Origin of the sequence: Paracoccus albicereus, assembly GCF_024359525.1 — a bacterium.
Classification (GTDB): Bacteria; Pseudomonadota; Alphaproteobacteria; order Rhodobacterales; family Rhodobacteraceae; genus Paracoccus; species Paracoccus albicereus.
Window position 1 is genome coordinate 1,036,700 of sequence record NZ_JAKZEU010000002.1, and the last position, 20,877, is coordinate 1,057,576.

At 62.2% G+C, this 20,877-nt stretch carries 21 protein-coding genes; 11 read left to right on the forward strand and 10 right to left on the reverse strand.

Features of this window, described 5'->3' with window-relative positions:
* Nucleotides 1-346: 346 nt before the first annotated feature.
* Nucleotides 347-1,132, forward strand: a complete 786-nt coding sequence (locus MLD63_RS08515; protein WP_255329429.1) for a Crp/Fnr family transcriptional regulator — start codon at nucleotides 347-349, stop codon at nucleotides 1,130-1,132.
* A 54-nt stretch (nucleotides 1,133-1,186) separates the two neighbouring features.
* On the opposite strand, the gene MLD63_RS08520 is transcribed toward MLD63_RS08515, so the two are convergent.
* The 4 genes from MLD63_RS08520 to MLD63_RS08535 all read right to left on the reverse strand — a co-directional run bounded on the left by MLD63_RS08520 (nucleotide 1,187) and on the right by MLD63_RS08535 (nucleotide 3,452).
* Nucleotides 1,187-1,660, reverse strand: a complete 474-nt coding sequence (locus MLD63_RS08520) for a sigma-70 family RNA polymerase sigma factor (RefSeq protein WP_255329430.1) — start codon at nucleotides 1,658-1,660, stop codon at nucleotides 1,187-1,189.
* A gap of 93 nt (nucleotides 1,661-1,753) precedes the next feature.
* On the reverse strand, nucleotides 1,754-1,918 hold the full coding sequence (locus MLD63_RS08525; protein ID WP_255329431.1) for a hypothetical protein: 165 nt from the start codon (nucleotides 1,916-1,918) through the stop codon (nucleotides 1,754-1,756).
* A gap of 165 nt (nucleotides 1,919-2,083) precedes the next feature.
* Nucleotides 2,084-2,584, reverse strand: coding sequence for a YciE/YciF ferroxidase family protein (locus MLD63_RS08530; protein ID WP_255329432.1), 501 nt, complete (start codon nucleotides 2,582-2,584; stop codon nucleotides 2,084-2,086).
* Between the two features lie 55 nt (nucleotides 2,585-2,639).
* Entirely contained in the window at nucleotides 2,640-3,452 is an 813-nt protein-coding gene (locus MLD63_RS08535) for a BON domain-containing protein (RefSeq protein WP_255329433.1), read from the reverse strand.
* A 192-nt stretch (nucleotides 3,453-3,644) separates the two neighbouring features.
* Here MLD63_RS08535 and MLD63_RS17970 point away from each other — a divergent pair, with 192 nt between their 5' ends.
* The 8 genes from MLD63_RS17970 (at nucleotide 3,645) to MLD63_RS08570 (ending at nucleotide 11,829) form a co-directional block, all read left to right on the forward strand.
* Nucleotides 3,645-3,962 carry a chemotaxis protein CheB gene (locus tag MLD63_RS17970; protein WP_369696994.1) on the forward strand — a complete coding sequence of 106 codons (318 nt, stop codon included), beginning with the start codon at nucleotides 3,645-3,647 and terminating at the stop codon, nucleotides 3,960-3,962.
* Complete coding sequence (locus MLD63_RS08540; protein WP_255329434.1) at nucleotides 3,877-4,461, forward strand: chemotaxis protein CheB; 585 nt, start codon at nucleotides 3,877-3,879, stop codon at nucleotides 4,459-4,461. The genes MLD63_RS17970 and MLD63_RS08540 overlap by 86 nt, the downstream gene beginning before the upstream one ends.
* Entirely contained in the window at nucleotides 4,391-7,933 is a 3,543-nt protein-coding gene (locus tag MLD63_RS08545; RefSeq protein ID WP_255329435.1) for a CheR family methyltransferase, read from the forward strand. The genes MLD63_RS08540 and MLD63_RS08545 overlap by 71 nt, the downstream gene beginning before the upstream one ends.
* Nucleotides 7,926-8,297 carry a response regulator gene (locus tag MLD63_RS08550; RefSeq protein WP_255329436.1) on the forward strand — a complete coding sequence of 124 codons (372 nt, stop codon included), beginning with the start codon at nucleotides 7,926-7,928 and terminating at the stop codon, nucleotides 8,295-8,297. The genes MLD63_RS08545 and MLD63_RS08550 overlap by 8 nt, the downstream gene beginning before the upstream one ends.
* A gap of 141 nt (nucleotides 8,298-8,438) precedes the next feature.
* Complete coding sequence (locus tag MLD63_RS08555; protein ID WP_255329437.1) at nucleotides 8,439-9,074, forward strand: SRPBCC family protein; 636 nt, start codon at nucleotides 8,439-8,441, stop codon at nucleotides 9,072-9,074.
* Nucleotides 9,075-9,084: 10 nt separating this feature from the next.
* Nucleotides 9,085-10,272, forward strand: a complete 1,188-nt coding sequence (locus tag MLD63_RS08560; RefSeq protein WP_255329438.1) for a zinc-dependent alcohol dehydrogenase — start codon at nucleotides 9,085-9,087, stop codon at nucleotides 10,270-10,272.
* Nucleotides 10,269-11,051, forward strand: coding sequence for an SDR family NAD(P)-dependent oxidoreductase (locus MLD63_RS08565; protein ID WP_255329439.1), 783 nt, complete (start codon nucleotides 10,269-10,271; stop codon nucleotides 11,049-11,051). Before MLD63_RS08560 ends, MLD63_RS08565 begins: the two co-directional genes overlap by 4 nt.
* Nucleotides 11,044-11,829 (forward strand): SDR family NAD(P)-dependent oxidoreductase, encoded by a 786-nt coding sequence (locus MLD63_RS08570; RefSeq protein WP_255329440.1) that lies wholly within the window; start codon nucleotides 11,044-11,046, stop codon nucleotides 11,827-11,829. Before MLD63_RS08565 ends, MLD63_RS08570 begins: the two co-directional genes overlap by 8 nt.
* Here the strand turns inward: MLD63_RS08570 and MLD63_RS08575 are convergent.
* Genes MLD63_RS08575 through MLD63_RS08600 form a run of 6 tightly spaced genes read right to left on the reverse strand, consistent with a single transcriptional unit; the run spans nucleotide 11,819 to nucleotide 17,984 of the window.
* Nucleotides 11,819-12,895 (reverse strand): c-type cytochrome, encoded by a 1,077-nt coding sequence (locus MLD63_RS08575; protein WP_255329441.1) that lies wholly within the window; start codon nucleotides 12,893-12,895, stop codon nucleotides 11,819-11,821. The two genes, MLD63_RS08570 and MLD63_RS08575, sit on opposite strands and share 11 nt — an antisense overlap.
* Nucleotides 12,892-13,431 (reverse strand): cytochrome c oxidase assembly protein, encoded by a 540-nt coding sequence (locus MLD63_RS08580; RefSeq protein WP_369696995.1) that lies wholly within the window; start codon nucleotides 13,429-13,431, stop codon nucleotides 12,892-12,894. Before MLD63_RS08580 ends, MLD63_RS08575 begins: the two co-directional genes overlap by 4 nt.
* Before the next feature lie 23 nt (nucleotides 13,432-13,454).
* Nucleotides 13,455-13,820, reverse strand: a complete 366-nt coding sequence (locus tag MLD63_RS08585; RefSeq protein WP_255329443.1) for a hypothetical protein — start codon at nucleotides 13,818-13,820, stop codon at nucleotides 13,455-13,457.
* Nucleotides 13,820-16,420 carry a cytochrome c oxidase subunit I gene (gene ctaD / locus MLD63_RS08590; RefSeq protein WP_255329444.1) on the reverse strand — a complete coding sequence of 867 codons (2,601 nt, stop codon included), beginning with the start codon at nucleotides 16,418-16,420 and terminating at the stop codon, nucleotides 13,820-13,822. Before ctaD ends, MLD63_RS08585 begins: the two co-directional genes overlap by 1 nt.
* On the reverse strand, nucleotides 16,417-17,391 hold the full coding sequence (coxB, locus tag MLD63_RS08595; RefSeq protein ID WP_255329445.1) for a cytochrome c oxidase subunit II: 975 nt from the start codon (nucleotides 17,389-17,391) through the stop codon (nucleotides 16,417-16,419). The genes ctaD and coxB overlap by 4 nt, the downstream gene beginning before the upstream one ends.
* Complete coding sequence (locus MLD63_RS08600) at nucleotides 17,388-17,984, reverse strand: exopolysaccharide biosynthesis protein (protein ID WP_255329446.1); 597 nt, start codon at nucleotides 17,982-17,984, stop codon at nucleotides 17,388-17,390. The genes coxB and MLD63_RS08600 overlap by 4 nt, the downstream gene beginning before the upstream one ends.
* 301 nt (nucleotides 17,985-18,285) lie before the next feature.
* On the opposite strand from MLD63_RS08600, the gene MLD63_RS08605 reads away from it, so the two are divergent.
* Both MLD63_RS08605 and MLD63_RS08610 read left to right on the forward strand, forming a co-directional pair.
* Nucleotides 18,286-18,642 (forward strand): glucose dehydrogenase, encoded by a 357-nt coding sequence (locus tag MLD63_RS08605; protein ID WP_255329447.1) that lies wholly within the window; start codon nucleotides 18,286-18,288, stop codon nucleotides 18,640-18,642.
* 7 nt (nucleotides 18,643-18,649) lie between these two features.
* Nucleotides 18,650-20,785: a pyrroloquinoline quinone-dependent dehydrogenase gene (locus tag MLD63_RS08610; RefSeq protein WP_255329448.1), complete on the forward strand. Its 2,136-nt coding sequence runs from the start codon at nucleotides 18,650-18,652 to the stop codon at nucleotides 20,783-20,785.
* Nucleotides 20,786-20,877: the final 92 nt, after the last annotated feature.

Consider the following 20,877-nt stretch of genomic DNA (forward strand, 5'->3'; position numbering starts at 1 on the left):
AAGTCGGACCACCAGCGGTCTCAGAGACGCTGCAGATGTTTCGACATCGGTCAACCGACGATCAACCGCAGGCCGTTGAAAATGGTTTAAGGGTTGTGGGTCATTGAACGGCCGGCTCGCCCATATGTTCCCGCGGTGACACGTGAAATTCGAAAGCGACCGCCAAGCGCAAGGCCGTTGATCGGGAACATTTCGGCAGGTCGTCAGTTTTCGCGCTGCGTCGGAAAGGCTTCGGCGACGAGGTTGAGCGGTTTCAGCGCCAAGACGCTGATCGCTCACCGTAAAGTCGACCCAGCCTCGGCCGAGCATCTAAAGCGCCTCTGATAACGGCAAGACCGAGACAGCCATGGACAAGATCGAACCCAAAGACGCCTATCCGGACATATTCACCCCGGCAGAAAGCCAGTATCTGATGGCGCTGCAATCCGGATCACTGACCTTCGGTCCGCGAAAACCCATCGTCCAGGCCTATCGTCCGACGCATCAGTCGCTTTACCTCAGTGAAGGCTTCGTGGCACGTTACCGCAAGGACCGGTTCGGACGGCGGCAGTTCCTGTCCCAGCAGATCCCGGGGGATATGATCGATCTTCCCGGCTATTATCTGGGACGGCTGGACCATGACATCGAATCCATCAACAGCGTCACGGTGCTTCCGACCGAGCATCATAAGATTGCCGATCTTCGCGACAGCCATCCGGACCTTTACGACAAGCTGTGGCGCGTCGCGATGATGGATGCCGCGATCATTCGTTACGGCATGTTCCGGCTTGGCCGCCTCATGGGACGCGCGAAGGTCGCAAACTTCCTGAGCGAGATGATGGTTCGCCTGTTCGCCCGGGGCCTGTGCGGGCCGGACGGGTTCGACATGCCGCTGAGCCAGGTCGATCTGTCAGAAGCCTGCGGCATCACATCCGTCCACGCCAACCGCATGCTGGGCGAGTTGCGTGAGGAGAATGTTTGCACCTGGGTGTCGGGGCGTGTTCACGTTCCGAATTTTGCTGCGCTGCTGAAAGCTGGCCATTTCGAGTGGGATTACCTCTATCTGCCTGAAGACATCGACGCGGCGCTGAGAGAGATGACCGGAGCGGCCCCACCGCCAGGACGAAACCGCCGCGGCTGTGCGGCGGGATAAGGGTGCCCGACCTGACCGGCACGTCCAGTCACGTCCTGAGTTCGGGGCGCCTTGCTAGAATTCGAGTTCCAGCTCCATCCGAAGGATGCTGCGCGCACGATTCATGCGGCTCTTGATCGTGCCGATATCACAATCCAGCAGTTCTGCGGCGTCGATATAGCTCACCCCCAGCGCGCCAACCAACACGATCGTCTCGCGGTAATGGGCCGGCATCTTGTCGAGCACGCCGCGAACTTCCAGCGCCATCATGTGCCACTCTTGGCCCGGACCGACGCTGACACGCTCGGACGCGCAATCGGTGCTTCCTGTCCTTTCACGTGCCGATTTTCGGCATTGGGTGAAGAACAGGTTGCGCATGATCTTGAACATCCAGGCGCGAAGATTCGTACCCGGCTTGTATTGATGTGCATATTCAATCGCCCGAAGCAGCGTTTCCTGAACGAGATCTTCGGCATCAGACCTATTTCGGCATAATACCCGCGAATAGGCGCGTAGGGACGGAATATGGCTCAGAATGTCGTCTGACATGGCTCCCCCTTTGGAGCCACACTAAACATGCCTTTGCCGCAGTTAATACGGTTGAGACAGTAACAAATATCAGGGAACCAAAAGCAAAATGGCTTAGGACTTGCCGTTCAGAGATGCTTTGTCCAGCGCAGCCTGCAAGGTTTTGGCCAAGACCTTCATCCGCTCGCTGACGGGTTCTGATCGAATCTCGTCCATCGTTCGAGACAAGGCCAATCCGATCTCGTGGTTATCTTTTTCGAAATGATGTTTCTCGGTCATAGCGTTGATTTAGCGAAAAGCCGGCCTCGTTTGCAACTCGAACAAGAAGGTCGGGCGCGATGCTATTTTCACAATGGTGTGTGTGCGGCGGACATGTTCAAACAGGATTTTGACCGGGGCCGCCCGTGCCCCGGTTTACAAGCGTCAGTCGGCGGCGTGATCCGTTCAGCCTGCGCGACGGTTGATCCGTTCCTGCGCAAGATCGTTCAGCGTCTGATCAGCGCCATACTCATCATCAAGGTTCTGACGCAGCAGGCTGGCCGCGTCGTCATACCCAAGCTCTTGCGCCCAGGCCACGAGTGTTCCGTAACGCGTGATCTCGTAATGCTCGACCGCCTGTGCCGAGGCGATGATCGCAGCATCAAGTACATCGCCCTCCTCAACCTCGCCTGCCAGATGATCGGCTTCCTCGATGATGCCGTCGATCGCCGGGCATTCGACGGCCTTGGCCTTTTCGCCGTGCAGGCTGAAGACCTCTTCCAACCGTTCGACGTGGGTCTCCGTTTCTCTCAGGTGCTTTTCCAGCCCTGACTTCAGTCGATCGTTCCGCGCATTCTCGATCATCTTCGGCAGGGACTTCAGGATCTGCATTTCCGCGTAATATATGTCCTGAAGCTGGTGTGTATACAATTCGTCGAGCGAGCTGATATTCGTCATCATCGCCATGTCGGTCTCCGTTCATGAGGGTGGTCCGGCCCGACGATGGGCCGGACCGTTCAGTTCAGCTGGACACCGTGCCGCCGGACCGGGACGCGCTGTCACCGGACGTCGAACCAGCACCCTGCGAATCCTTCGTGCGCAGATTGTTCTGGACATGCCTGACACCTGACACGGCATCGGCGCAGTCTTCGGCGCGACGCTTGTCCCGACGACTTTCGACATGCCCCGAAAGGGTCACCTCTGAATCGCTGACCTCGACCTCGATGTCGGAGGCATCGAGCGAGCCGTCGTCTGACAGGTGGTCGCAGACGTCCTCGCGGATCCGTTCGTCCGACCGCGCATAGCCCTTGGGTCCGCGACCGCGATGCTCCCCACTCTGGGAATTTCGGCCGACGCGGTCATTTCCTTGCCGACCATCGTCCTGCCAAAGATGCGATCCGCGATACATGCCTTCGTAGTCGCCGCGGGTGCCGCCGTAGGATCCGGCCTGACGCATGTCGCCGCCGTCCCCGTACTGGCCGATGTCAGCGCTGCCGTAGCGCGCCTCGTAGGATGATCCCATCCCGTAAACGTCGCGACCGCGGGAACGGTCGCCTCTGATGCCGAAGCGGTCCTCGCGACCGCCGCTCCAATCGTCCTGACCATAACCGGCGGACGAGCCGCGGCGCATGTCGTCGTCATAACCGCCGCTCGCGCCCTGACCGGACGCGTCGCCGAAGCGGCCTCCATCGCCGTATCCGACGTCATATCGATTGCCCGAGCGTCCACCGCGGTCGTCGTCATAGCCGTAGCCGCCCTGGCCGCGCGACCGTTGCCGGTCATCCTGCTGCATGCGTTGGTCCCAGTTGCGATCGTTTTCATCGTAGCGTGCCATCGGGTCCTCCTGAATTGGCTGCCCTCCGAAGAGGTGCGGCGCGTAAACAGGCGTTCGGAGGAAATGTTCGCGAGATTAACGATTATTTTGCCGTGTCCCTGACGGCTGTCACGACGGCCCCGTCCGGCTTCATGGCGGAACCGGCGTGCAAAGTCGGCGCATGTCGGTATGATCGGACCAGCAATCCGCAGGATGAAGATCCTCAATCTCTCCCCGACAAGGACGGTTTCATGGCGCAGGATCGGGACCCCGCATTTCAAAGCATCCCCGTTTGCGGGATCGGCGCCTCGGGGTGGGGTCGCGGCGCTGAGACGCTTCTTCCAGAGTATTCCCACGGATCTGGGCATCGCGTATGTCGTGATCATCGACCTCTCGCCCGATCAGCCCAGTTCGCTGAGCGAGATCCTCGGTCTCGCAAATCGACATGCCCGTCCACCAGGTCAGCGACACCCCGATCCTGAAGCCGGATCAGGTCTATGTCATCGCACCGGATCAGCAACTGGTCCTTGAAGGCAATAACATCGCGTCGCATCCATTCCCCGACACGCGCGGGCAGCGCGCACCGATCGACATGTTCTTCAGGTCGGTCGCCAACGGTCGTGGCGATGGGATCGCTGTCGTGCTGTCAGGCGCGGGATCAGACGGCGCCCTGGGCATCCGCGCAATGAAAGAGGCCGGTGCCGTCGTCTTCGTCCAGGACCCGGCGGACGCCGAATTCCAGATGATGCCCCGCAGCGCGGTCGCAACCGGCGTAGCGGACTTCGTCGCCCCGATCCCGCGGCTTGTCGAGCGTCTGATCGAAGTTGTTCAAAGCAAGGATGCGGTCCGTTCGCTCAGCCACGACATCGCCGACCGACATCTGCAAGGCATCGTCGGGTTCCTGCGGGCGCGAACCGGACACGATTTTTCAAGAGCGCGCGACGGTGATGCGTCGGGTCATGCGCCGGATGCAGGTCACACGAAACACGAGCATTTCGGCCTACGCAGATTATCTGGTCGAAAACCCTGAAGAAGCACAGGAGCTGTTCAGTGATCTGCTGATTTCCGTGACGTCGTTCTTCCGCGATCCTCAAGCCTATGAGATTCTGGCGCGCGAAGGTATTTCCAGCCTGTTCGACAACGTCGGCGACGAAGGCATACGGGCCTGGGTCGCGGGCTGCGCCACCCGCGAAGAGGCCTATAGCCTTGCGATCCTGCTGCTGGAGGAAGCGTCACGGCGAAAGGACTTCGTTCCCATCCAGATCTTCGCAACCGATCTTGACGAGGGCGCCCTTGGGACCGCGCGGCAGGGACGTTACCCGGCATCCATCGAGGTTGATGTCAGTGAAGACCGCCTGAGGCAGTACTTCGTGAAAGAGGGCCTTCACTACCGCATCAAGAAGGAAGTGTGCGATATCGTGCTGTTCGCATCGCACAGCGTGATCAAGGACCCGCCCTTCATGCGGCTTGATCTCATCTTTTGCCGCAACCTGATGATCTACATGGAACGCCAGCTTCAGCGAGAGGTTTGCGCCCTGTTCGCCTATGGTCTGACCCCCGGCGGTCTGCTTTTCCTGGGATCTGCCGAAACGACCGACGCGACGCCGGACCTGTTTTCGCCGATCAACCGTGAAGCCAGGCTTTATCGCGCGCGAACGCAGGCGAGCCGCAAGATCCCACTCATGTCGCGGATGCCGGTCGAGCATCGTTTGACCGAGGTGGAGCAGCCCTATCGCGAGCAGCGGCAGCAACGCGATCGTTCGATCGGAGCGGTTCATATCGATACGCTTGAAAAAACGTCGCCGCCCAGCATCCTGGTCGACAGGGCCGGACAGGCCTTGCATTTGTCACAGAACGCGGCCCGCTTCCTGCTGGCCTCGGCCGGTCCGGTCAGCAGCGATCTTGCGGACCTGGTTCGAACCGAACTTCGCCTCGACCTGCGCAGCGCCCTTCGTGCGGCGCTCGACCAAGGGCAACCCACGCTGACCAGTCCGATTTCGGTCCTGCTCGACGGCTCGCATCGGCGCGTGGTCATGCATGTGGCACCGGTCATTCAGGCCGCGGATCAGCCGCCATCTCATGCGATCGTGCTGTTCATGGACGGTGGCGCAGCACTTGAGGCAGATCAGCCGCCCGAGGGCAGCGAGGGTCAAGGCGAGGTTAATCGGCTGAGACAAGACCTTGTCGCGCTGGAATCGCGATTGGCTGCCTCTCGCTCCGAGAACGAGACCGCGATTCAGGATCTCCGTGTCGCAAACGAGGAATTGCAGTCCATCAACGAAGAATACCGCTCGACCTCCGAGGAACTTGAGACCTTTAAGGAAGAGCTTCAGTCGATGAACGAAGAGCTGAAGACCGTCAATTCCGAGCTTAAGACCAAGCTCGAATCCATCGGCGCAGCCAACAGCGATCTGGAAAACATCGTCGCGGCAACGGACATCGGCACGCTGTTCCTTGACCAGAAACTGCGCATCCGCATGTTCACGCCCCGCGTGGCCGACGTTTTCAACGTCACCGAACCCGATGTGGGTCGCAGCATCACCGATTTCACCCATCGCCTCGATTACAGGGGCTTGGCCGATGATGCGCTTGCGGTTCTGCGCAACCTCGCCCCCATCGAGCGCGAAGCCCAGTCCGAGGACGGACGATGGCTGATGATGCGGCTGCGACCCTACCGGACGGTCGAGGACCGGATCGAAGGTGTCGTGGTGATCTTCATCGACGTGACGGCCCAGCATCAGGCCGATCAGCGGCTGCGGATCAGCGAGGAACGGTTCCGTGCCCTGACTCACGCGACAGCCGACGCGATCTTTCGGATGACACCCGACTGGACCGAGATGCGCGAACTTATCGGTGGCGGTTTTCTTGCGGATGTCACGGCGACGCTGTCGAATTGGGAAGATCGGTACATTCTTGTCGAGGATCAGCCCGGCATCCGGTCAGAGATCGATACGGCCATTCAATCGAAGCAGCCGTTCGAGATGGAGCATCGCGTCCGACGCGCGGATGGCAGCACAGGCTGGGCGCATTCGCGTGCCGTGCCGATGCTGGGCCGAGATGGCGAGATCGTGGAATGGTTCGGAACCGCCAGCGACATCACTCGTCAGAAATGCGCCGAGGCGGCCAGACGCGAAAGCGACAACCGCTACCGAGCGCTGTTCGACACGATCCGGGAAGGCTTCTGCATTTGCGAACGACTTCCGGGCGAGCCGATCGATTTCCGTTATCTCGCGGCGAACCCGGCCTTTCTGCGCCAGGTCGGTTGCGACGATCCCACCGGCATGACGATGCGTCAGTTGGTCCCAGGCGTCGAGGACTCGATCATGGAGCGCTACCGGATCGTCGCGGACACAGGCGAGCCGCAGAGCATGACCGTCCACGTTGCGGTGATGGATCGATGGTACGAGATCGAAGCGACTGCGGCCCCGTTGCCCGAGCACATCGCCGTCCTCTTCCGCGACGTCACGCAACGGATCAAAGCCGATGAAGCTCTGGCGCAGAGCGAAGGGCGAACCAGGGCGCTGATCGAAGGGGTCCCCCAACTGATCTGGCGCGCGGTCGGAAAAGGCTATTGGACATGGGCCAGTCCCCAATGGGTCGCCTTCACGGGACAGGCCGAGGCCGACAGCCACGGTGAAGGCTGGCTGGACATGGTCCATCCCGACGATCGAGGCGCTGCCGAAACAGCATGGCAAGAAGCCTCCGACCGGTCTGCATTTCGCGCCGATTATCGCATCTTCAATGCACATGAGGGGCGATATCGCTGGTTCCAGACCCGCGCCACCGCCGTCCGCGACGATAACGGTGAGATCGTCGAATGGTTGGGCACGTCGACCGACGTCGATGATCTGCGTCAGATGCAGGAAAGACAGCAGGTCCTCGTCGCCGAATTGCAGCACCGTACCCGCAATCTTCTGGCAGTCGTCCGGTCGATGACCGACAAGTTCGCCCGGTCGAGTAAAGATCTTGAAGAGTTTCGCGAACGGTTCGGCGATCGGCTTGAAGCGTTGTCGCGCGTTCAGGGATTGCTCTCGCGCCTCGACGATGCGGACCGGGTCACGTTTGACGAACTGATCCGGACCGAACTCGCAGCCTTGGATGGAAGCGCGAACGAGGTCGAGATCGATGGTCCGTCCGGGGTTCGTCTCAGATCGTCCTCGGTCCAGACGCTGGCGTTGGCGATCCACGAATTGGCAACGAATGCCGTCAAGTACGGTGCGTTGTCGCAACCCGATGCAAGGCTCAGGATTTCCTGGCACGTCGAACAAGCAAGCACGTCGGGGCAGCCGTGGCTGCATATCGACTGGCATGAACGTGGCGTGGTGCTGGACAAGGAACTATCCGGCAAGATCGGGGCCGGTCACGGCCGAGAGCTGATCGAAAAGGCGCTTCCCTATCAGTTGAACGCCAAGACGACATACGAACTGCTTCCCGACGGGGTTCACTGCACGATTGCCATCCGAGCGTCGTCCACCGTTCAAGAGGATGTCAGCCATGACTGAACCATCGTTGACCGGTCGTAGCGTCCTCGTTGTCGAGAATGAATATCTCATCGCGGTCGCGCTGCAGCTTGCCCTCGAAGAGCGCGGCGCCACTGTCGTCGGACCCGCCCCGTCGGTCGAGTCGGCGTTGAACCTGATAGACGACCATCCAGAACTGGATGCCGCGATCCTCGACATCAATTTGGACGGCACGACTGCCTTTCCGGTCGCCGATCGTCTCTGCGAAAAGCGCTGCAGGCTCGTCTTCATGACGGGCTACGATGCCGTCGCGATCCCTGCCCGCTTCCAATCGCACACGCGGCTAGAAAAGCCTGTGGATGCGGCCGCCGTGGCCGGTCTCATCGCAACTGAAATCGCCTCCTGAAGCGGCGGTCAGTCCGATCCCGTTGGAATTGAGGGGGGCAACAGAGGCAGGTCGCCTCTGATCCACGGTCACCGCACATTAGCTCTGGAACATTTGGCGACCCGGCCTGTTAGCGCGCCGGCGTTTTCATATGAGGGCCAGATGTCTCATCACCATCACCGAAACAGAAATACCGGCAACGGCTTGATAGCCTTGGGTGTGGCCGCGCTGGCAGGCGCAGCAGCCTTTGCATTCTACCAGACGCAGGGTCGCAATCGTGTCGCGCACCGTCCGCCCGATAGTGCCCCGGGACGATTGGGACGGAACGGCCGCGATCCCTATGCCGTGGTCGGGCGGTCGGTCCTGATCAACGCGCCGCGGTCGGATCTTTACGCCTTCTGGCGTGATTTTTCGAACCTGCCAAGCTTCATGGAAAATGTCAGGGACGTCGCCGTTTCGGGCGACGTCACGTCGTGGTCGATCCCCGCTCCGATGGGTCCGGTGCGGGTTGAGACGCGAATCGTCAACGACAAGCAGAACGAACAGATTGCCTGGCGCTCGACCGAAGCGTCCGACATCGAAACACATGGCAAGGTGACCTTCCGCGATGCCGCACCCGGTCGCGGGACGGAAGTCGAGGCGGTCATCGCCTACGTGCCGCCCTATGGAGAGGTCGGGCGCTGGATCGCAAAGGCATTCCAGAAAGAGCCCGCGATCCAGGGCCGCCGGGATCTGAAACGGCTGAAGATGCTGTTCGAGACCGGAGAGATCGCCACGAACCACAATCGGAAGAAATGAGGACGAAGCGATGCGCGCACTCACCTGGCAAGGCAAACACGACGTTCGCGTCGAGACAGTCCCCGATCCCGAGATCGTGAACCCCCGCGACGCGATCATCAAGGTGACGTCCACCGCGATCTGCGGCTCCGACCTTCACCTCTACGATGGGGTCATCCCCGGTCTCATCTCCGGCGACGTCCTTGGGCATGAGTTCATGGGCGAAGTGGTCGAGACGGGACCGGCGAGTACATTGAAAAAGGGACAGCGCGTCGTCGTTCCCTTCACGATCTCATGCGGCAAGTGCTTCTTTTGCGAGCGACAGCAATATTCCGCATGCGACAATTCGAACCCGGCCGACAAGCAGGATCTGAGCGAACCGCTTTACGGTCACGCGATGGGCGGTCTTTTCGGCTATTCCCACCTGACGGGCGGATATCCCGGCGGTCAGGCGGAATATGTGCGGGTTCCTTACAGCGATGTGGGACCGCTGGTCATTCCGGACGGGCTGGAGGATGACAAGGTCCTGTTCCTGTCCGACATCCTGCCCACAGGATGGATGGCAGCTGAAAATGCCGACATCGAAGAAGGCGATGTCGTCGCGGTCTGGGGCTGCGGTCCGGTTGGTCTTTTCGCCGTGCAGTCGGCGCTGGCCATGGGCGCAGGAAGGGTGATCGCGATCGACGAATACCCGACCCGGCTGAACCTTGCCCGAGACCTCGGGGCGGATGTCATCGACTTCAAGCAGACCCCCGTACTCGAAACGCTTATGGCCATGTCTGGCGGCATCGGACCTGATGCGGTGATCGATGCCGTCGGGATGGAGGCGCATGGCTTCGCCCCCGACACGATCTTTGACAACATCAAGCAGCATGTCGGCATCGGTGCCGACAGCGCCCATGCGCTGCGTGAAGCGATCATGGCGGTCCGCAAGGGAGGACGAATTTCCATCCCCGGCGTCTACGGCGGCTTCCTCGACAAGTTCCCGCTGGGCGCGCTGATGGAAAAGGGCGTGCAGGTCCGCACAGGCCAGACCCATGTCCAGCGATACACCAAGGATCTGCTGCATAAGATCGGCGAGGGCGAGATCGATACGACCTTCCTGATCTCGCACCGCCTGCCGCTGGAAGACGCTGCCCGAGGCTACGAGAACTTCCGTTACAAGCAGAATGAATGGACCAAGGTCGTCTTGAAGCCCGGGACCGGGGCCGCTTCATGAGCACTGGTCTGGCTGTCGTCACAGGCGCATCCTCTGGCATCGGGCTGGAACTGGCCCGATGCGCGGTCGATGACGGCTACGATCTGCTGATCGCGGCCGACGAGCCTGAAATCGTCCGGGCGGCCGAGATCCTGCGGAAGGATGGTCAGACGGTCGATACGGTCCAGGCCGACCTGGCGACGGCCATAGGCGCGGACAGGTTATGGGGTGCGCTTAATGGTCGGGCCATCGATGTGCTGGCAGCAAATGCTGGTCGCGGCCTGGGTCATGCCTTTCTGGATCAGAACTGGGACGCCATCGAACGCGTCTTGCGCACCAACATGAACGGGACGACAGATCTTCTGCATCGCTCGGTCCGCGTGATGCTTCCGCGCGGGTCCGGCCGCATCCTGATTGTCGGTTCCATCGCGGGACTGATGCCCGGCAGCTATCAGGCCGTCTATAACGCCACCAAAGCGTATCTCGACACGCTGTCATGGGGCATCCGAGGCGAGCTGAGGGACAGCGGCATCACGGTGACCTGCCTGATGCCGGGCCCGACCGAGACCGAATTCTTCCACCGTGCCCACATGGAAGACACCAAAATCGGACAAGGTGACAAGGCCGATCCGGTAGAGGTCGCACATGCCGGCTGGCAGGCGATGAAGCGCGGCCGGTCGGGGGTCACGCCGGGCTTCATGAACAAGGTTCAGGCGACGCTGTCGGGCGTCCTTCCCGCCGAGATGCTGGCGCGCATGCATCGCGACATGGCTGAGCCGGAGGACGAAAAAGATGCATGAACGCTTTGCTGTCATAACGGGTGCATCGAGTGGCATCGGTTACGAACTCGCGCGGCGCGCTGCAGAGGACGGACACGCCTTGCTCATCTGCGCCGACGAGCCTGAAATCGAGGATGCCGCCGACAAGCTTCGCCGGCTGGGAGCGTCAGTGGAGACCATGAACATCGACCTGTCCGCGCGAAAGGGCTTCGAAGAAATGTGGTCCCGGATCGCAGATCGGGACATCGATCTGTTCTTCGCCAATGCTGGGCGCGCCTTGGGGGATGCCTTCCATGAACAGGACTGGGCCGAGATCCGCCGCCGCATCGATCTGAACACGATACAGACCACGCTGGCGCTGCATCGTGTGGGCCGCAAGATGGCCCACCGCGGACAAGGCCGGATCCTCGTCACCGCTTCAATCGGCGGCTTCGCGCCGGGGCCGTTCGCCGCGGTCTACAACGCGACGAAAGCCTATCTAGACAGCCTTTGTTACGCGCTTCACGACGAATGGAAGGACAGTGGCGTTACGCTGACCTGCCTGATGCCTGGGCCGACCGAAACGCCGATCTTCACCCGTGATCGGAATCGTCTTCAGGATGCCCCGATCACGGCTCGTGAAAAGGATGATCCTGGCGAGGTCGCGCGCGCAGGCTATGACGCAATGATGGCGGGCGAAAGCGGCGTCGTTCCCGGTTTCACCAGCAAGGTCATCACGATGCTGTCCGGCGTCCTGCCGGAATCATTGAAGGCGCGGATCCACCGCGCCGGCGCCGAGCCTGACAGGACTAAGGATTGATCGGCGCAGGGTCGCGCGACGCGTAGTAGGACGCGAGCGCCGCAATCTCGTTGTCGGTCAGGTTCTCGGCCGCATGGTGCATCAGCTCCGCTGCCTGCCCACCGCCCCTCGGCCCGTCGCGCCACAACCGCAATTGTGCCGCCAGATAAGGGGCATGCTGGCCTGACAGCGACGGAAAGGCCTCATTCAGCCTATGCTGCCAAGGGCCGTGACAGGCACTGCATGACGGTGTGCGACCCTCGCCCTCGGCGTTCGCAAGTGCCCTGCCCCGCAGAACCTGCTTGGCATCCACAATCCCATCCGAACCCGAGGGACCGAGAGCGTCAAAGCTGTTGGCTAGGCGCTCGATGGTCTGGTCGTCCAGCGCCCGAGCGGCCTGCGCCATGATCGCGCTGTCACGCCCGCCCTCGCGATAGGCGCGCAGGCTTTGTGCGACATACTCGGAAGACAGGATATCGAGCCGAGGTATTTGCGGGTTGGTCGAGACACCTTCCGCACCATGACACATCGCGCAGCGACCGCGTTCCTCACCCCCCGTGGCCGCAGCATAATTCTCGGGTGTCATCTCGCCCGCCGAACGCAGGAAGGCCACGATCGGCCAGACGTCGTCCGTGCGCTCGGCAGGCCAACCGGGCATCCCGCTCATCTTCACGCCATTGTACACGATCCAGTGAAGCTCGGATGCGGACCACCGCGACAGTTCAGTCGAGAAGAGTTTCGGCGGTCGCGGAAGCATCTCCTCCACGGTCGCGTCCTGCTGGCCGCCCGGACGCGCGTGACACTCTGCGCAGGCCTGTTCGTAATGCCCGGCGCCAAGTGAGATCATCCCCGGTGTGGACAGATCGTCAGGGGGCGTTTCGTCAGCCCGCAAGCTGACCGAGTTACGAAAGGTCGTGTGCAGAACCCAGGTGACCCCGGGAAAGTGATCCGCCCTGGCCGACACGTTGTAGAGCCCGACCCCGACGACCGCGCCCGCAAATCCCAGCACCAGCACGACGATCAAAATCGTCAGGTCGCGCACGCCTTTCAGTCCTAGGTTCTCAATGAGTCGGCGCGGATCGATCATGCCCGGCTCCCTTGCAATGCCCGACCGCTGAGCCAGAGGCCGGCCAGAAGATAGATCGGCGTCCCGATCGCCAGCATCAGGATGCCACCGATCTGTTGCCCGTGAAGATCCGGTGCCGTGCCGCAAAACGCGGCATAGATATCGCTGGGCGCAAGGATCAGGATCGTGCCCAGCATCGTCATGTGCATCGATGTCAGCAAAAGCCCGCCCGCGCCTGCAAGCGCCGATCCGGCGTGTAATGCGCCCGACCAAACCGCCAGCCCGGCGATCAGAAACAGCGCCTGTTCCATCACCAGGGCATGTGGGGCAAGCCTTGTCGCGGCGTGTAGCTGCGGAAGATGCGCGCTCCAGACGATGACAGCCTCCAACACGACCGCCACCATGATCGAGGGCGCCAGGCGAGACAGTGCGGGCCAACCCAGAACGATCAGCGGGGCGGCGACGGCCACCAGCACCATGTGGCGCAGCATGTGACCCGGAAACGGACCGAGCCTTGCAGGCCAGTCCGGCAGCCATGTCAGCACAAGCAGAGCCACGGCGACTATCCGAGCCGCGCGCATCACAGGCAGCTTTCGATGAAAAGCGCCGGAAGCGAGACGAAGATCACCCCGATGGCCGAGACGATAGCGAGCAACCAAGCGGAGTGGCCGAGGAATTCTCTCCGATCTTCGGCCCGTGGACCGCCGTGGGTCCGGTTTGCCCGGCTGGCATAATCCCATTGCCGCCATGCACGCCGACCGATCCACCAGATCAGTCCCAGGGCCACCACCGAAGCCGCCGCGATGCCGATCCGGGCCAGTCCCGGGGCGTCCATCCGTGCGCAGACCAGCGCGGTCCCACCATAGACAGCGCAGAAGTGAACCGCCCAGACGACGGGGGCCGCGATCATGTGCCAGAGGCTGCTGTAGCGGTTCGGCCAAACCATCACATCACCCTCGGCACAAGTCCGATCATCAAGGATGTCACGATGCCGCTGACACCCTGGAAGTGCCAATAAAGCGTCGTGTTCCACAGATCGGCATCGAACTCCGGCAGCATTCGTCCTGCGAGGCTGCGGGCAAGACAATATCCCTGCATGATGGCGCCGCAAAGGATGTGCGCCACGCTCCAGACGACGAGCGCGCACATCATTGCTGGGTAAGCGTGGGTAGCCGGCTGCAACCCGGGAAACCAGACCGCGCCGATAAGGGACGCCGCGCCCCCCGATGCCATGATCGGTGCCGCGATCAGCAGCGCTCTGGCGATTGTCACGTGGCCGGCGCGGTGTAGACCGCGTGCAAACCAGGTCGAAAGCCATGTCCCGGCAAGCAGAACGCCTGCGGTCGTCGTGAGCGCCGCCGAAGCATGGGCAGCGCCGTCAGGCGGAAAATCAGGACGCGCAGTCCAGAAGAAGAAGACCCCGAATATCAGACCCGCGAACGCGGTCGCATCCCCCAGCATGGTGATGAAGATCGCCCACCAACCGGGCGCCTTGGGACCCGAAACGTAAGTCGGCAGGGTCAGGCCCAGCCCGACATCCTTCATGACCTTGTCCGGGATGATTGCCGTAGCGGTCCATAGCCACCAGATGACAGTCGCGATGGCAAGAACGCCGCAGACGATCGCGGGCCCGTAGATACCGAAGGTTGGCAGGATGAAAGCGCCGCCCGTAAACGCCGCCGCGACAAGCGTGCACCAGGCCGGGCCGGTCACCCGCACCACAAGCTGCGGGATCGCATCGACGGCCGAGGTGATCAGCGTTTCGCGCCGACCTTCTGGTGCGTCGCCAAGATAGAAGCGCCCCGCGTCCATGCGCTCGACGATCTCGGGCTGATCCCATAGCGGATAGCGCGATGTCACGAAGGGTACCGATCGCGCGCCCCAGGCTTCCGTCGGTACGTCATGGCTCCATTCCAGCGTGCCGGCGTTCCAAGGATTGCGTTCGGTCAGCGTCTGGCGACCCTTCGGCCTGAGCAGATCCCAGGCAAAGATCAGGATCCCCGCCGCTATGACGAAGGAACCCACGGTCGAGATCATGTTGAGCCAGTCCCAGCCGAGATCGCCGGGATAGGTCCAGACCCGGCGGGGCATTCCCAAAAGGCCTGTCAGGTGCATCGGCAGGAAGCAGACGTTGAAGCCGATGAAGGTCACCCAGAAGGACCAGCGGCCCAGCCGCTCGGACATCTTTTTCTTGGTGATGAAGGGATAGAAATAATAGATGCCGCCGATGATGGGGAAGACCATGCCGCCGAACAGCGTGTAGTGCAGGTGTGCGACGATGAAATAGGTGTCGTGAACCTGCCAGTCGAACGGGGCCAGCGCGACCATCACGCCCGTCAGCCCGCCAGCGGTGAAGATCGCGACCGCACCCGCGATCCACAGCGTCGGCAGGATCACGGTCACCCGACCGACCATCAGCGTAGCGATGAAGGCGAAGATCTGAACTCCGGTCGGGATCACCACCGCCTCGGACGCGGCCGAGAAGAAGCCCAGAGAGATCGCCGGCAGACCCGTGGTGAACATGTGATGCACCCAAAGCCCGAAGCTGATGAAGCCCGTTCCCACGGCCGACAGCACGATCCACGAATACCCGACGATCGGTCGGCCTGCGGCTGTCGGAACCACCATCGATGCGATCGCGATCGACGGCAGGAAGATGATGTAGACCTCGGGGTGGCCGAAGATCCAGAACAGGTGCTGCCACAGCAGCGGATCGCCACCGCGCTCGGGGTCGAAGAAGGGCCAGTTCAGCGAGCGCTCTAGCTCGAACAGGAGATCGCCTGCGATCAGCGGCGGGAAGGCGAACAGGATCATCCCGCCGACGACCAGAACGTACCAGCCGTAAAGCGGCATCAGGTTGATGCGCATCCCCGGCGGGCGACATTTGATCACGCCGACGATCAGTTCGACCGCCGCCGCGATCGAGGCGATCTCGATGAAGGACAGTCCCAGAAGCCAGATGTCCGAGCCGACCCCCTCGTCCTCCGTGGCGAGAGGCGGATACATGAACCAGCCCGAGCTGGGCGCCGCGTCAAACAGCACCGAGCCCAGCACGAACACGCCGCCAATCAGGAAGCACCAGTAACCATAGGCGGACAGGCGCGGAAATGGCATGTCCCTCGAACCCAGCATGGCAGGCAATAGCAGGATCGAGATCGCCTCGAACATCGGGACGGCGAAGAGGAACATCATCGCCGAGCCGTGCATGGTGAAGAACTGGTTGAAGCGGTCGGACGACAGAAAGTCGTTCTCGGGGACGGCAAGTTGGACCCGCATCAGCAGGGCAAGAACCCCTGCGGCCAGCATGAAACCGAAGGCCGTCAGCGAATACCATTTGCCGATGACCGAATTGTTGACCGCCGACAGGTAGCGGATGCCAGTCGGCGTCTTCCACGCTGCACGCAGGCGTTCCTTGCTGGCCTCCTGTATGTCGGACGGGACCGGTTCGGCCAGCATCTCCTCAGATGGCGGCCACTGGCCTTGGGGCTGGCGCTCGTCCAGTTCCGCTGCGGACCGGGGCGGATCGTGAAGGCTGCTGTCGGTCATGTCAGGCCCTCGAGATAGGCGGCCAGCGCCTGCAGATCGGCCGGCGGCAGATGATCGTAGCCGGGCATGTTGACCCCGGGCTTGATGCTTTCGGGCGCGCTGAGCCAGCCGACCAGCGACTGACGGTCCATTGGCAACATCCCTGCGGCAAGCGATTTACGCCCGCCCAGATGGGTAAGGTCAGGCCCTACCCGCGCCGTCGCCGGCGTCCCGCGCACCGTGTGACATCCGCCGCAGCCCTGCGACAGAAAAAGCTGCTTACCGCGTTTCGCCTCGGCTCCTTCGGGTGCCCTCGCATCCCGAGCCTCGGCGCCAAGCCAGCGCTCGAATTCCTCGGGCGCCATCACGACCGCTTCCAGTGCCATGTGCGCGTGGCTGAGGCCGCAGAATTCGGCGCATTGACCCCGGTAGGTTCCAGGCGCCGTCGGTTCCAATGACATGCGATTGACGCGACCGGGGATCATGTCGGTTTTGCCGCCAAGCGCGGGGATCCAGAACGAGTGGATCACCCCGTTCGCCGCCAGTTCAATCTCGCTGCGCGAACCGGCAGGCAGGCGGATCTCGTTTGCGGTGGTCACCGGCTCGTCGGCGCCGTCCGGCCAATATTCGACCCGCCACCACCAGCTTTCGCCGGTAACCCGCAGCGTCAGCCCCTCCCCGGGCTCACGCTGCTGGGGCATCTCGCGCAGGGCGAAGATCAGCAGTCCCGCAAGAACCGTTGTCGGCAGCACGACGCCGCACATGAAGATGAACCACTGCGCCACCCGAAGCGAATGACGCTTTCGCCGGATGCGCGAGAAATAGAGCATGAGACCGTTCACGAACAGCCACAGCACCACCGCGCCTCCCAGCATCCACCAGAACAGGTTCGCCAGCACCTCTGCGTCGCGTCCGGCGGGCGACAGGACGGATTGCCGCCCCTCGCAGGACGCAAGCACCACCGTCAGCGCAAGGGCGATCCCGATCTTCACAGCGCCCTCGTCAACAGAAAGATCAACGCCACGAAGGGGATCAGGGCCATGAACAGAAACAGCCCGTCGCGCGTGATCATCCCGATCGCGATCAGCGTCACGCCCCCGGCAACGATGGAAGATGTGAACGGGATCAACTCCAGGAAAGGCATCGTAAGGCCGCACACCAGACAGATCAGCAGCGGCAGTCTGTTCCATGGCGAATGCATCAGCCACGCCGCGCGCCGTCGCGTGTGACGGTCAAGAAAGCGGACGACAGGATCGATGATGTCGAGGGTCTTGGTGAACTTGTCGGCCGGCAGGCTGCGTCGCGTGATCCATCGCGGCAGTCTGACAGTGCCACCTGAAAAGATCCGCTCGGCTGCGACGATGGCAATCAGAAGACCACAGATAACGGACATCCCGGGAATGCCCGACAGCGGCGTCGTGGCGATGGCCGCGACGACCAGAATGATCGTGAAATGGCTGCGTGGACCGATCGCCTCGATGATCCTTGAAACCGATACCTCCGAGCGACCCTCGGCGGTCTGTCGCAAACCATCGACGATCGCCGGCAGGCTTTCGCCTCCGGCCCCAGTCTCGCCGCAAGGCAAGCGCTGTCCGTCATCGTGATCCGGTTGGATTGGTTCGGCCTTTCTTCTGTCTTCTGGTGCCGACGGCGAGAAATCCCCTTTGCGTCGGCCGGCTGCGAACAGACGAGTCTGCAATTTGTTCCAGCCTTGTGTCGGCTGACGAATGCGCGCCGACTTCTGTGGAAAGGCGGGTCCGGGGGTGAACGCTTTGCCGTGGAGCAACGAGGCCCCTAGCCCATCTTGAGAAATCTTCTGGAACAAATGGCGTATCGCCCTGTTTCAGCACCCATTCGCAGCCGACCATGACCGAGAGGAGCCGATCATGACGAAGACCACCGCCCCGTCCCGAAGAACCCCGTGGCCGATCCTCGCGGTTGCTGTCTTTTGCATCGTGTTGGCCGTCCCGTTGATCGCGGGGGGCGTGTGGCTGATCGCTCTCGGCGGCAGTTGGTATTACGCGCTGGCCGGGCTTGGCCTGCTGATCACGGGATTTCTTCTGTTCCGCGGCTCCGAGACCGCGCTGTGGGTGTACCTCGCGACATGGCTCGGCACCCTCATCTGGGCGTGGTGGGAGGTCGGTGCCGATTGGTGGGCGCAGCTACCGCGAATGCTCGCGCCGACCCTGATCCTGCTGTTCGTCCTGCTCAGCGCCCAATTCCTGAAGTCCCATGACGCGTGAGAAAAGAATGAAGATTTCTGCCCCGCTGACCACCTTCGTCCTGCTGATGTCGTCGGTTCCGCTTGCGTTTGCTCAGCAGGAGCAGGCGCAAATTTCGCCCTCGCAGGAAGACGTCCCATCCGGACCTGACGCCGCATCGTCGGGCGGTCAACCCGCGGATGGACAGGAACCCGCGAGTGAGCGAGCCGAGAGCACCTCCTCGAATGACGCACCGCGACCGCCCGCGCCGGTTCGAGAGGTGGGCGCGGATTGGCCCTATTACGGGGGGGACGCGGATGCGACACGCTATTCTCCGCTGGATCAGATCACCACCGCGAACGTGACCGCGCTGGAGCGCGCCTTCGAATACAGGACCGGCGACATGCCCAGCCCGTCGGCAGAGGGCAAGTACGCGCCCGAAACGACACCTCTGAAACTGGGCGACGATCTTCTGATGTGCTCGGCCAAAAACATTCTGATCTCGATTGACGCTGCGACGGGCGAGGAAAACTGGCGGTTCGACCCCGGCGTTCCCGATGAAGCCATCCCCTATTCCGCGTCATGCCGCGGTGTATCGGTCTATACCGATCCCGGTGCGGCAGAGGATGAGGTCTGCGCCACGCGCGTCATCGAAGGCACTCTGGATGCAAAGCTGATCGCGCTCGATGCGGCGACAGGAACGCCCTGCGAGGGTTTCGGCGAGAACGGGACCGTCGATCTGTGGCAGGACATCGGCGAGCGAGTGCCCGGCTGGTACGCTATCACCGCGCCGCCCGCCGTCGTGCGCGGCGTCATCGTCAGCGGTGCGCAGGTCAAGGATGGCCAAGCCGAAGACGCGCCCTCCGGGGTTGTTCGCGGCTTCGATGCGATCACCGGCGAGCTGGAATGGGCGTGGGACCTGGCGGCAGTCGAGGCCAATCGCAATGGTCCGGCCGAAGGCGAGGTCTACACGCGCGGAACGCCGAACATGTGGACGACCGCCGTCATCGACGAAGAGCTCGGCTATGTCTATCTGCCGATGGGCAATTCGTCGGTCGATTATTACGGCTCCAACCGCAGCGAAGCCGAGAACGAATTCGCGACATCCCTCGTCGCCCTCGACGCGACCACGGGTGACGAAGTCTGGCATTTCCAGACCGTGCGGCACGACGTCTGGGACTATGATCTCGGCAGCCAGCCGACGCTGATCGACTATCAGGGGACCCCGGCCATCATCCTTCCCTCGAAGCAGGGCGACATCTACATCCTCGATCGTCGTACCGGCGAGCCGATGACCCCTGTCGAGCAGTTGACCGATCTGCCCCGTGGCCAGATCGAGCCGGATTTCATCTCGCCGACGCAGCCCGCTTCGGCCTGGCACACGCTGCGCAAGGAACCACTGGAACCCAAGGACGCGTGGGGGTTCACCCCCATCGACCAGCTGTGGTGCCGTATCCAGTTTCATCGGGCGAACTACGACGGCTTCTTCACGCCACCCTCTTCGGAACGGCCGTGGATCCAGTATCCCGGCTATAATGGCGGATCGGACTGGGGGTCCGTCGCGGTCGATCCCGTGAACGGCCTCCTGATCGCAAACTACAACGACGTGCCGAATTACAACCGTCTTGTCCCGCGCGCCGAGGCCGACGAGCGTGGCCTGGTGCCGATCCACCAGCAACGTTCGGGCGCAGAGGCCGGGGAGAACGCCGAAGGGGCCGGCGATCCGCAGACAGGCTCCCCTTATGCCATCGACGTGAATGCCGGCTGGCGAAGCGCGCTGACCGACATGCCATGTGTGCGTCCACCCTACGGAGGCATCCGTGCCGTCGATCTGGAGACCGGAGAGACGGTGTGGGATCGCCCATTGGGAACGGCGCGCCGGAACGGACCCTTCGGGATTCCGTCCTACCTACCGTTCAACATCGGCACGCCGAACAACGGCGGTTCGGTGGTGACCGCAGGCGGCATCGTCTTCATCGCCGCCGCCACGGACAACCTGTTCCGCGCGATCGACATTGAGACCGGTGAGACCATCTGGCAGGATGTTCTTCCTGCCGGCGGCCAGGCCAACCCGATCACCTACGAAGTCGGCGGCCGGCAATACGTCATGATCGCGGCGACCGGTCACCATTTCATGGAAACCGGCGTCGGAGACTGGATGATCGCCTACGCATTGCCAGAGTGAACCATCAGGCTTCGAGCCTGCCGCCTCTTGATACAGCGAGACGCCGTAGGCGTCGGGTCGAAAACACCGACCCGACGCGGAAGCGATTACCT